Origin of the sequence: Bacillus sp. 491mf (assembly GCF_900112415.1) — a bacterium.
Lineage (GTDB): Bacteria > Bacillota > Bacilli > Bacillales > Bacillaceae_G > Bacillus_A.
Genome location: NZ_FOLV01000020.1, coordinates 33,861 through 46,104, shown reverse-complemented (window position 1 = coordinate 46,104; position 12,244 = coordinate 33,861). Strand labels below are relative to the sequence as shown.

At 37.0% G+C, this 12,244-nt stretch carries 13 protein-coding genes; 8 read left to right on the top strand and 5 right to left on the bottom strand.

The window, feature by feature from the left end; translation table 11 throughout:
* Positions 1–5: 5 nt before the first annotated feature.
* The 3 genes from kdpB (at position 6) to kdpDN (ending at position 3,900) form a co-directional block, all read left to right on the top strand.
* The gene (gene kdpB / locus BM211_RS16995; RefSeq protein ID WP_141771661.1) at positions 6–2,096 is read left to right on the top strand and encodes a potassium-transporting ATPase subunit KdpB; all 2,091 of its coding nucleotides are present in this window, start codon (positions 6–8) and stop codon (positions 2,094–2,096) included.
* A gap of 18 nt (positions 2,097–2,114) precedes the next feature.
* Entirely contained in the window at positions 2,115–2,693 is a 579-nt protein-coding gene (kdpC, locus tag BM211_RS16990; RefSeq protein WP_090998694.1) for a K(+)-transporting ATPase subunit C, read from the top strand.
* A gap of 61 nt (positions 2,694–2,754) precedes the next feature.
* The gene (gene kdpDN, locus BM211_RS16985) at positions 2,755–3,900 is read left to right on the top strand and encodes a KdpD-like non-kinase potassium sensor (RefSeq protein WP_035433009.1); all 1,146 of its coding nucleotides are present in this window, start codon (positions 2,755–2,757) and stop codon (positions 3,898–3,900) included.
* A gap of 55 nt (positions 3,901–3,955) precedes the next feature.
* Here the strand turns inward: kdpDN and BM211_RS16980 are convergent, their stop codons facing one another.
* Positions 3,956–5,143, bottom strand: coding sequence for an MFS transporter (locus BM211_RS16980; protein WP_090998693.1), 1,188 nt, complete (start codon positions 5,141–5,143; stop codon positions 3,956–3,958).
* Positions 5,144–5,299: 156 nt separating this feature from the next.
* Here BM211_RS16980 and BM211_RS16975 point away from each other — a divergent pair, with 156 nt between their 5' ends.
* On the top strand, positions 5,300–5,770 hold the full coding sequence (locus BM211_RS16975) for a MarR family transcriptional regulator (RefSeq protein ID WP_090998691.1): 471 nt from the start codon (positions 5,300–5,302) through the stop codon (positions 5,768–5,770).
* Between the two features lie 338 nt (positions 5,771–6,108).
* Positions 6,109–6,963, top strand: coding sequence for a patatin-like phospholipase family protein (locus tag BM211_RS16970; RefSeq protein ID WP_035433002.1), 855 nt, complete (start codon positions 6,109–6,111; stop codon positions 6,961–6,963).
* A gap of 33 nt (positions 6,964–6,996) precedes the next feature.
* Here BM211_RS16970 and BM211_RS16965 read toward each other — a convergent pair whose 3' ends face one another.
* Positions 6,997–8,298, bottom strand: coding sequence for an NCS2 family permease (locus BM211_RS16965; RefSeq protein WP_035433000.1), 1,302 nt, complete (start codon positions 8,296–8,298; stop codon positions 6,997–6,999).
* 233 nt (positions 8,299–8,531) lie between these two features.
* On the opposite strand from BM211_RS16965, the gene BM211_RS16960 reads away from it, so the two are divergent.
* From BM211_RS16960 to BM211_RS16950, 3 genes are all read left to right on the top strand, one after another.
* Complete coding sequence (locus tag BM211_RS16960) at positions 8,532–9,395, top strand: SDR family oxidoreductase (RefSeq protein WP_035432998.1); 864 nt, start codon at positions 8,532–8,534, stop codon at positions 9,393–9,395.
* Between the two features lie 378 nt (positions 9,396–9,773).
* A complete protein-coding gene (locus BM211_RS16955) occupies positions 9,774–10,547 on the top strand; it encodes a L,D-transpeptidase (protein WP_035432995.1) in 774 nt (257 codons plus the stop codon).
* Between the two features lie 126 nt (positions 10,548–10,673).
* Positions 10,674–10,928 (top strand): hypothetical protein, encoded by a 255-nt coding sequence (locus BM211_RS16950; RefSeq protein ID WP_035432993.1) that lies wholly within the window; start codon positions 10,674–10,676, stop codon positions 10,926–10,928.
* Between the two features lie 52 nt (positions 10,929–10,980).
* Here BM211_RS16950 and BM211_RS16945 read toward each other — a convergent pair whose 3' ends face one another.
* From BM211_RS16945 to BM211_RS16935, 3 genes are all read right to left on the bottom strand, one after another.
* Positions 10,981–11,196 (bottom strand): DUF1540 domain-containing protein, encoded by a 216-nt coding sequence (locus BM211_RS16945; protein WP_035432991.1) that lies wholly within the window; start codon positions 11,194–11,196, stop codon positions 10,981–10,983.
* Positions 11,197–11,271: 75 nt separating this feature from the next.
* On the bottom strand, positions 11,272–11,688 hold the full coding sequence (locus tag BM211_RS16940; protein WP_035432989.1) for a thioredoxin family protein: 417 nt from the start codon (positions 11,686–11,688) through the stop codon (positions 11,272–11,274).
* A gap of 4 nt (positions 11,689–11,692) precedes the next feature.
* On the bottom strand, positions 11,693–12,118 hold the full coding sequence (locus BM211_RS16935) for a disulfide formation protein C (protein WP_035432987.1): 426 nt from the start codon (positions 12,116–12,118) through the stop codon (positions 11,693–11,695).
* Positions 12,119–12,244 lie beyond the last annotated feature (126 nt).

Sequence of the window (12,244 nt, the reverse complement as noted above, 5' to 3'; positions counted from 1 at the left end):
ACATGATGAAACCTGTAGTGGTAAAAGATAAACAACCGAATCAATCGGTTATATCGGTCGTAGAAGATGAAGTAAGACAAGCAAAAACGATGGATCGTGACATTATTACAAATGCGATAAAAGAAGCTTTTGCGAAATTGAATCCACGAGTAATGGTGAAAAATCCGATTATGTTTGTGGTGGAAATTGGATTTTTTCTAACATTAATTTTATCATTTCTACCTAATGGATCTAGTAGTATTCCAGGGTGGTTCAATATAACGGTTTCTCTTATTCTATTATTCACTGTTTTGTTTGCTAATTTTGCAGAAGCATTAGCAGAAGGGCGCGGGAAAGCGCAAGCTGATTCGTTAAAACAATCGAAAAAAGATGTATTTGCAAATGTAATAAAAGAAAATGGAAGTGTCGCTAGAGTTTCAGCAACTGAACTGAAAAAAGGTGATGTTGTTCTTGTCAAACAAGGTGAAATGATTCCGAGTGACGGAGAAGTTATTCGCGGTTTAGCGTCTGTAGACGAATCCGCAATTACCGGGGAATCCGCACCAGTTATGAAAGAGGCGGGCGGCGATTTTTGCTCCGTTACAGGCGGAACAATGGTGGTAAGTGATGAAATTACAATTCGAATTACAAGTAATCCTGGTGAATCTTTCTTAGATAAAATGATTTCTTTAGTAGAAGGGGCATCTCGTCAAAAAACACCAAATGAAATTGCTCTTAATACGGTCTTAATGAGTTTAACGCTTATTTTCTTAATCGTTGTTGTGACATTACCAATCTTTACGAATTATCTTGGCTTCCAAATTGATACATCTATACTCGTTGCGCTTCTTGTTTGTTTAATTCCAACAACAATTGGTGGTTTGTTATCGGCAATTGGGATTGCAGGGATGGACCGTGTAACGAAGTTTAACGTGTTAGCGATGAGCGGTAAAGCAGTGGAAGCAGCTGGTGATATTAACACCATTATTTTAGATAAAACAGGGACAATTACATTCGGTAATCGTATGGCACATACGCTTTTACCAGTAGGAAATGAAACAATTGAACAAGTGGCAAAATGGGCAGCGCTTAGCTCGGTGTTAGATGAGACGCCAGAAGGACGTTCAGTTATTGAATACGTACAATCTAAAGCATTCTCTTATAACGGTACACTTGCTGAGCAAGGTGAGTTTGTTCCATTTAAAGCGGAGACACGTATGAGTGGTGTGGACTTAACAGATGGTGTAAAAATACGAAAAGGTGCGGTTGGCGCTGTGATTGAATGGGTACAATCGCAAGGCGGTACAATTCCGAAAGATTTAAATCAAAAGGCGGATTTAATTGCGAAAGAAGGCGGTACACCGCTCGCAGTTGCAGCGAATGATCGTATTTACGGATTAATTTATTTAAAAGATACTGTAAAACCAGGGATGCGCGAACGATTTGAACAGCTTCGTCAAATGGGGATTAAAACAGTAATGTGTACAGGTGATAACCCGCTTACTGCCGCAACGATTGCGAAAGAAGCTGGTGTGGATGAATTTGTGGCAGAATGTAAACCAGAAGATAAAATTGCGGTAATTAAAGCAGAGCAAGACAAAGGAAAGCTTGTTGCGATGACAGGTGATGGTACAAATGATGCACCGGCTTTAGCGCAGGCCGATGTTGGTTTGGCGATGAATAGTGGTACAGCAGCAGCGAAAGAAGCCGCAAATATGATTGATTTAGATTCAAACCCAACGAAAATTATTGAGGTTGTAGGGATTGGTAAGCAGCTATTAATGACACGCGGTGCGCTAACAACATTTAGTATCGCTAATGATATTGCGAAATACTTTGCAATTATCCCAGCGATGTTTACATTGGCAATTCCGCAAATGGAAGCACTGAACGTGATGAAATTACATTCACCGTTATCAGCGATTTTATCAGCGCTTATCTTTAACGCGATTATTATCCCGGCGCTTATTCCACTAGCGATGAGAGGGATTGCTTATAAACCGATGAGTTCTAATGCATTGTTAGGACGTAACCTACTTATTTACGGACTTGGTGGAGTCATTGTTCCGTTCGTCGGTATTAAGCTGATTGACATGATTGTCGGATTGTTTATTTAAAGAAAAGGGGAAATGAAAATGTTTGAAAAACAAAAGATACTTTCACCTGTTATTCGTATAACCTTTACATTTCTTGTTATATGCGGGCTCATCTATCCACTGCTAGTTACAGGAGTTGCACAAGCATTTATGAAAGATAATGCAGATGGAAGCCTTATCTATAATGACAAAAATGAAGTCATTGGTTCGGAATTAATTGGTCAAAATTTTACAGACCCACGTTATTTCCATGGACGTGTCTCTAGTATAGAATATAAAGCAGAAGCATCTGGATCGAATAACTATGCACCATCTAATCCAGATTTAGTAAAACGTGTAGAAGAGAGTGTGGAAAATTGGAAGAAGGAAAATCCAGCCGTTCCTGTTACAGAAGTTCCGATGGATTTAGTAACGAATTCAGGTTCAGGATTAGACCCAGACATTAGTCCACAAGCGGCTTACGTACAAGTAGATCGCATCTCTAAAATAACGAATATTCCGAAAGAAAAAATTAATAAACTGATTGAATCGCAAATAGAAGGAAAAGCACTTGGATTGTTTGGTGAAGATCGCGTCAACGTGTTGAAGTTAAATGTAGAATTACAAAAAATGATGTAACAATACTACCTCAATCGCTTAGATTGAGGTAGTATTGTTTGGCTAGAAAGGGTGCATTTTGATGTATGCGGATGACTATAAGCCAACGTTTCAAAGGCGAACGCCAGAAGAATATTTAGAATACATTCGTCAACTAAATAGAGGGAAGTTAAAGCTGTATGTCGGCGCAGCTCCTGGAGTCGGAAAAAGTTATAAAATGCTTTTTGATGCAAGAGAGATGCGAAAAGAAGGTATTGATGTTGTAATTGGTCTCATTGAAACGCATGGCCGAAAAGAAACAGAAGAGGCGATTGCTGAGTTAGAGGCTGTTCCGTTAAAAGAGATTCATTACAAAGAGAAAGTGTTTCCGGAATTGGATGTCGAAGCAATTATAAAACGGGCACCGCAAGTTGTCATTGTGGATGAGTTAGCCCATACGAATATCCCTGGTTCGAAACATAAAAAACGCTATCAAGATGTCGAAGAATTATTGGATGCTGGCATTGATGTTCTGTCTGCATTTAACATTCAACATTTAGAAAGTGTTCACGATATTGTTGAGCAAATTACAGGGGTCAAAGTAAGAGAGCGCGTTCCTGACTTCATTTTACAAAAGGCCAATGAAATTCAACTTGTTGATGTAACGCCAGAAGTACTTCGAAAACGATTGATAGACGGAAAGATATATAAGGAAGAAAAAATTGGGCGGAGCTTAAATCACTTTTTTACACTAAATAATTTAGGGGCGCTCCGCGAATTATCACTTCGAGAAGTTGCGGATGATATGGACGAGAAAATTAGTCAATTTACTGAGGAACCAATTGGAGTGAAAGAAAAAATTCTTGTTTGCGTGCAGTACAGTTCCACAGCAGAAAAGCTCATTCGCCGCGGATGGCGCATGGCAACCCGTTTAAATGCAGAATTATATGTACTAAATGTAGAAAGAGAAACGATTGAATCTATATCAGAAGGAAAGAAACAAGTGATTGAAGAATGGAAAGCGTTAACGAATCAATTTGATGCAACCTTTTTATTAGAAGAAGCAAAAGGTAGTAAACCGGCCGATATAATCATTAAAGTAGCAAAAGAACGACAAGTCACCCAAATTCTGCTTGGACAATCAGCAAGAACAAGATGGGAAGAAATTCGCAAAGGTTCCATTGTAAATGAAATTATGAGACTGACGAAGAACATTGATATTCATATTGTGGCGGATCAAAGAGGGTAGGGAAGAGAATCTCTAAAGGTGGTTTTTAGAGATTCTTTTTTATGTTCACTGAATTCTAGATTTCTTCTTTTCTTGTATGAAAATGAATGAAATTCTTCATTGCATATAAGAGAAATAATAGAAAGACTACGGATCCTGAAAAGAAAATCCAAAAGTAATTTTGATCAAATACTAGAAAACTGCCAAGGAGCGGGCCTACTCCCATTCCGAAATACCGAATAAAGTTATATATACCAATAGCAGTTGCACGTTCATCAACAAATTCTTCTGTTAATAAGGTTGTATGAGTTGGCATTGATAATCCCATGCTGAATCCGTATAGAGAAGTGACGATGATAAGGATAGGGATCGTAATGTTATAGGTAATAGAAAATAATAAGATACATGCAATATGAAAGAAACTTGTAAAGAGTAAAGCATGTTTTGTCTGGATTTTCTTTTGTAACATTTTATAACAATAACTACCTACCATCATACATAATGACATGGGAACAAAGATGAGCCCAATTGTATGTGGATGAAGATGAAATAAAGTTTTTAACATCGATGGTAAAAAGACAAGGAAGCAAAAATAAAGATAAAATTGCATAAAACCAATTACGACAATGGTAAAACCAATCTTATTTTGTAAAACTCGAAAGTAGTGTTTCGTTGCTTGTTGTTTTATAGAAGAAACTGGTTTTGTTTCTGGAAGTAACACAATGTTTATAAGTAATAAAATGATACTAATCGCTGCTAAAAAGAGAAAGATAGAAATGTGCCCATTTCTATTTCCTAAATAACCTCCCATTAAAGGACCAATAGCAGGTGCCAGTGCTAAAAGTGTTTGGTACATGCTCATTGCTTTGCCGTGCTCATTTCCTTCATATAAATCTCCAATGATGGTAGCTGAAACAACTGGGATAGCTGCTGTTCCAAAGGCTTGAATGGCTCTAAAGACAAGAAATACGTAAATGTTTGGTGAAAACACACAACCTATTGAGCCAATGAAACTCATCGATAGCCCTGGAATAAGGATGTATTTTCTTCCTTTTGTATCAATAAGGGGACCGTATACAATTTGCATAATGGCAAGTACAAAAGTAAAAACGGAAACAGTCAGATTGACCCAATATAATGATGTGTGAAATGCCCCTTGAATCATTGGCAAGATGGGGGTATACATATTTTGTGCGAGAGAACCTAATAAAGCGCTAATACAAATGACATAGAAGATAGTTGTTCGGTTTGTTGTAGTTGCCATCAATACTCCTCCTTTTTAGTTTCCTTGGAAACTAAAATAATTTTAACACGATTTTCTTTTTTGTAAATAGATAATATGGGTTTTGTTTTTAATCTGAAATTCTATGCGGTATAATTGTTTCTAAGGAAACGTAAATTGTGTTTGGAGGGAAACAAATTGAACCGAACAGCTGAGCAAAAACAAATACTAGTCGATATTCAAGCACTTATTCATAAGAAGGAAGAATATAAGAAAGAAGTACAGGAACAGTTTTTAGGGGAAATGGGGATAAATGATATTTCATTATCAGAATTACATGTGATTGCCTGTATCGGACAACAAGGCCTGATGAATGTAACAGCAATTACTGAAAGTATGGGGATGACAAAAGGAGCTATTTCTAAAATTTGTACAAAATTATTTAATAAAAACTTTGTTGAAAAGATGAAAATGTTGAATAACCAAAAAGAAATATTTTTCCGTTTAACAGACAAAGGAAGAGAAATATATCATGCTCATGAAACGTTACATAATGAAGCGGAAGAAGAGTGGTTATCACTTTTAGACAAATATACAAAAGAAGAGCTGGAGGTTATTCACCAATTCATAGCGGATGTAACGATGCATATAGGAACGAAGGGGAAATAACGGGAAGTAATATGGTTAAGAGGGAAGGTGTTTTTTATGTTAACAATGATAAAAAATAACGTATCGTTGATTGCAGGAATTAGCCTATTAATATTGGTTGTGACGAATTCTTTGCTAAAAAATGATGTAGCGGTAATTTGTATAAATTTAATTTTAGTTTCAATTAATTTAATTTTGTATTTTATATCTAGAGGTTTTAAAAAAGTGAATTAGCAAGAAATATTTTCTTTCAGTCAAGTCGTCTGAGTATGGTTTTCTAATCGTTTTTTATATAATAGAAAGAGATAGTTAACAACGTGAATCATTATACAGTATATATAAAACGAGGAGAGAGAGCCATGCTTGAAAATACGGGTTTAGTATTAGAAGGCGGCGGTATGCGCGGCGTATATACAGCTGGTGTTTTAGAATATTTTATGGAGAATAATTTGCATTTTCCATATGTGATTGGTGTATCAGCAGGTGCGTGTAATGCAGCGTCGTATCTTTCAAAACAAAAAGAGAGAAATAAAACAGTAAACATTGAATATGTGACACATCCAAGATATTTATCGTATAAAAACTTTTTGAAAAAGCGTCAGCTCTTTGATATGGATTTTATCTTTCATGAAATTCCATTGCAGCATGTGCCGTTTGATTTTGAAACGTATTTTAATACGGAGCAACAATTTCTTGTTGGAACAACGGATTGTGAAACAGGACAACCTGTCTATTTTGAAAAAGGCCGTTCACAAGAAGACTCATTAACGGTATTACAGGCATCAAGTTCATTGCCTTTTGTCGCACCTGTCGTAGAATTTTCCGGGAAAAAGTTATTGGATGGCGGCATCTCAGATCCGATTCCTGTTCGAAAAGCGCAGGAAGACGGTTACAGAAAATCAGTTGTTATTTTGACAAGGAATAAAGGATATATGAAGAAAAAATCAAAATTTGGTTGGATTGCAGGGAAAGCATATAAAGAATATCCTAAATTAGTAGATGCAATGCTAACTCGCTACGAAGTTTATAATGAGACTCTTCATTATATTGAAAACGAAGAAGCAGCTGGAAATATATTTGTGATTCGGCCGACAGAGCAATTACAAGTGGATCGTATGGAGAAGAATCCAGACAAATTACAGCGCTTGTATGATCAAGGATTTCGAGATGCTGAGAAAATGCATGGAGATTTGGTGCAATTTCTTAGTAAGTAAAAAAGGTGACTCAAAATTGTGAGTCACCTTTTTTTAATGCGGTATAAACACTAACTGATAAGCAAACAAAATAGCAAATACATATACAAGCGGATGAACCGCACGGAATTGTCCTTTTGCTACTTTCATAAGCGGGTATGAAATGAAGCCAAGCGCAATACCTGTTGCAATGCTTGATGTAAGCGGCATGCTTAAAATTACTAAAAATGCTGGGAAAGCTTCATCGAATGCATCCCAATCAATATGACGAACTGCGCCCATCATTAAGCTACCAACAATAATTAATGACGGCGCTGTAATAGCGGAAACGCCAGATACTGCACCAACAAGTGGTCCGAAGAATGCAGTTGCTGCAAATAATATTGCAACAGTTAATGTTGTTAAGCCTGTACGACCACCAGCCGCAACACCAGCAGAAGATTCAATATAAGCGGTTGTTGGTGTTGTACCGAACATAGAACCAATCGTTGCTGAAATAGAATCTGAAAGAAGAGCGCGTCCAGCATTTGGAAGTTTTCCATCTTTCATAAGGCCACCTTGCTGTGAAACGCCAAGAAGTGTACCTGTTGTATCGAATAATGTTACAAGGAAGAGCGAGAAAACAACGCCGTATAATCCGTAGTGAATAACATCAGACACTGCTGTTATTGGATTGGAAACAATTACGCCTTCTGGTAAACCAGGCAGAGAGGTAACTCCGCTTGAAAACGATAATTGTCCAGTAAAGTAAGCGATAATTCCTGTTAAGAACATACCGATAAATAATGCACCGTTCACGTTTAAAGACATTAGTACTAACGTAATCGCAAGTCCAGCTAATGCAAGTAAAACAGACGGAGAGTGAAGGTCTCCAAGTCCAACTAAATTGGAAGGATGTTTTGTCACAATCCCTGTTAAACGCAAGCCGATAAATGCGATAAATAAACCGATACCAGCTGTAATAGCATGTTTTAAGTTTTCAGGAATTGCTTCCATTAATTTTGTACGGAAAGAAGTTAATGATAGCAAAATTAAAATCATACCTGCTACGAATACAGCAGAGAAAGCAATTGCGAATGTCATGCCTTCATGAGTTTTTACAACTGAGTAAGCAAAGTAAGCATTTAATCCCATACCTGGTGCAATTGCAATTGGTAAATTTGCGAAGAATGCCATGCATAATGTTCCGATAACAGCAGCGATGATTGTTGCTGTAAATGCTTGTTCAAATGGAACGCCTGCATCACCAAGGATGACTGGGTTTACGACAATAATATATGCCATTGTTAAGAAGGTAATAATACCAGCTGAAATTTCAGTTTTAATAGAAGTTTGATGTTTTGAAAGGTTAAACATAAAAACATCCTTTCTTTTTACGAATAATTGTTACAACAGTTATATATAATATTCGTTATTTTGTTTTTTGGCAAGGGATTTATCGAAAAAAATTCATTTTTTCGGTGTTTTATGTTGGAAATTCGAATGTTAAACACATTTTCTATGTATATATTTCGTTTTTTGTAAGAATTAAGTATATTTTTTGATTTCGTACATCATAAGAAAGACATATGATAAGGAGGTTTTACAGTATGACGGAACAACCGAAGAAAACACTCCCCCCGCAACATCAAGAGAAACAGCCGGGAATTGAGAAAATCATGAATCCACGCCCGAAATGTATAGATGAGAAGTATGTAGGAAGCGGGAAGCTTAAAGGGAAATCCGCATTGATTACGGGAGGAGACAGCGGAATTGGGAGAGCGGTAGCGATTGCTTTTGCGAAAGAGGGGGCAAATATCGCCATTGCATATTTAGATGAACATGAAGATGCAGAAGAAACGAAGCGCTGGGTTGAACAGCAAGGTGCACGGTGCGTGTTAATTCCGGGAGATATAAGTGATGAGCAGCATTGTCAGCAAGTTGTAACGGAGGCTGCGGCGCAATTGGGTGGTTTAAATATTGTCGTGAATAATGCCGCGCAGCAATATCCGCAGCAAGGTTTAGAGTTTATTACAGCAGAGCAACTAGAAAAGACGTTTCGGATTAATATTTTCTCGTACTTTTATATAACAAAAGCGGCACTTGCTCATTTAAAACAAGGGGATGTTATTGTGAACACCGCTTCCATTACGGCGTATGAAGGAAATGAGCAGCTTATTGATTATTCAGCAACAAAAGGAGCGATTGTTTCTTTTACACGTTCATTGGCAAAATCTTTAGTTCCCAAAGGCATTCGAGTTAACGGCGTTGCCCCAGGGCCAATTTGGACACCGCTGATCCCGTCAAGTTTCGATGAGAAAAAAGTATCTGAATTTGGCAGCAATGTTCCAATGAAACGGCCAGGACAACCGTATGAATTAGCACCGGCGTATGTCTATTTGGCTTCAAGTGATTCTACTTATGTTTCCGGGCAAATTATTCACGTTAACGGAGGCGTAATTGTTAACGGTTAGGGAGTTTTTATGTCGGGATGTGTCGAGGAATCTTTATTTTGTGTCGAAGCGCCGATATATCAAAAATAGCGCCGATAAATGTACCATTTCCGCCGATATATTGTAAAAAGCGCCGATATTTTTGAGAACTGGCCTTAAGGTCAGCTCTCGTTCATAAGAATTGGATTTATCCCGCATTAATGGGCAGTAACACTCCCACCTCAAAATTCAGCAAAAGCAAAGAAGTTAGGTGGGAGATAAACTGCCCGTAAAAGCCCGATTGGTTCAACTAATAATCAGTGGGGGATGAAAAAAACCCCCCACTGATTAAAGTTTCACTTTATAGTAAAAACTAAATGAACCATAGTATTTTCATGATGAGATTTTGAGGTGACAATGATGAAAAAAGCATGTTCACTTGCATTATTGTTTCTTTTCTTTTTTTTATGTGTACCGATCACTTTTGCTGAGAAGGCAGATCATTTATTGCTTATCAATTTAACAACAAATCAATTATCTTTTTTTAAAGATGGAAATTATGTGCGAACTTTTCCGATTACAACTGGCAAGAAACATACACCTACACCAGAAGGATCGTTTTGCATTATTAATAAATATAAAAATAAAGAATATCATCGAAAAAAAATCCCGGGTGGTGCACATAATAATCCACTCGGAACTAGGTGGATGGGCTTAAATAAAAATGAATATGCCATTCATGGGACGAATCGTGAATGGTCGATTGGCCAGCGTGAATCAAACGGGTGCATTCGTATGCATGACCGGGATATTCAATGGTTGTATGAGCGAATTCCACTACAAACGAAGGTAATTATTACTCGTTTTCATACATCACCTGAATATGCGGCGCATCAACTTGGATACCGGGTTGTTAGCTGGAACGGACGTGTGTTAGAGGAGGAACAGATCGGGAAGATTACAACGATCGATCAGACGAAAATATATTGGCAAGAACCGAACGGGAAATTTACAGAAATTCAAACCGTATTACCGAATGAAGTATATCCTGTGTATTCGATAGGAAAGAACGGGCTATATTATATAGGAAATAATTTGTATATTATGGATGGCAAAGAAATAACGGTAAAATATGAGCAGGTTCCTTACTCTATATTAAGTAACATATATAAACGAAAATATGAGGTGAAATAAAGGATACCATTTGGGCATGGTATCCTTTTTTTATTGCCAGTAAAGGCCCAATTTGGAAGTTTCACTTTATATCGCACTTGAATCCCTCTTTGAATAGAATGTTGTAAAGATGAGGGGGAGTATAGGGTGGAAAAGGAAGATGGTAAATTTGCATTTAAAATCTTTTTAATTACATTATGCTTATTCGCTATATATTTGTTTATTTCATTTATCTTTTCGATGTACATTCCGTATGTAGACTTGTTGTTATTAGTAGGATTTGTATGGGCATTTGTTGAAGCGAGGGAGTGTGAAGATAGTATATATCGCTGGGTTACATTAATTGGAACGGCCTTTATTCTTATTGTATATATTGCAATAATGCATGATGCTTGGAAGTAAGGGAGCGCATAAAAAGAAAGCCCATCTCATACAGTACGAGATGGGCAGCGGTTTAGTGTTTGGGCTGAAATGTATGACAACATGTTTCTACGCTTGTTGTTGCCGAACTTTCTACTGCTTGTCCAGATAAAATTGTATCTGTATATGACTCGTCTTCTGAGTGTGTATCCTCTTGAGAGTCCGGTTGTACGAAGATGGCAGTTGCTTGACAAAAGTTTCCTTGTCCCCAAAATGAGCAGTTAGAGACAGAGCATCGTACTTCTGGCATAGAATCCCCCTCCTTATACAAGTAGTGTGAGATTTTTGGGCACACTTCATGTATACAGAGAGTTTCCTTTTCTTGTTACTTTTTCATGTTTGTAAACCACTTTTTAAAGTTTTCTTTCGGCTGTTCTCCTTCAATGCGGCTTACTTCTTTACCTTCTTTAAAGTGAACGATCACTGGTGTACCTGTAATTTTAAATTCATCCCACACAGCATCTGGTTCATTTTCTAAGTCGATCACTTTCATATCAATGTTCATATCTTTTGCCATTGGAACAATAATTGGTGATACTCTTTGGCAGTGTGGACAACTTGTTTTATAGAAATAAATTGTTTGATCTTTCTTTTCTTGGATATTTTTTCGAAGATCATCTAAAGAAATTTTATTTGTATAGTAATCGGTTTTTGTTTCTTCTTTGTTCTCCATGTTTGATACAGCAAAAATAGTAATTAATAAAGCGATGACAATACCGCCAAAAAGAAACATTTTCTTCATTACTTCATCTCCTTGTTTGTTTTAATAAAAGAAAACTACAAATTGAAATGATGATAAACGCAATTAGTGCTAAAAATGGAATTGTGATGAAGCCAAACCAGTTAATATATTGTCCTGTACATGGAACTCGTCCGCATACTGCACCGGCTTCTGAAAAAGCAGGAACCTTTTGAATAGCATAATGGTATAGCGAGATACAAGCGCCGATGCTTGCGATTGGAAAAGAATAGATGGCGATGCGATAATCTTTACGCGCCACTGCAATTCCAAGAAATAACACAAATGGATACATAAAAATACGTTGGTACCAACATAATGTACATGGTTCGAATTTCATAATTTCGGAAAAATATAAGCTTCCGAGTGTAGCAACAAACGCAGTTCCCCAAGCGGTAAATAACAGAGCTTCTTGTTTTTTTTTACGGTCCATTTTTTATACCTCTCTTATAATAGTTACACACAAAATTATAGTACGAGAAGGAGAAGAAAGGAAAGTAAAACATTCGACAAAATAAAAGTTTTTTGCGCTGAAAACTCGGAAATGAAAAAACAAGGT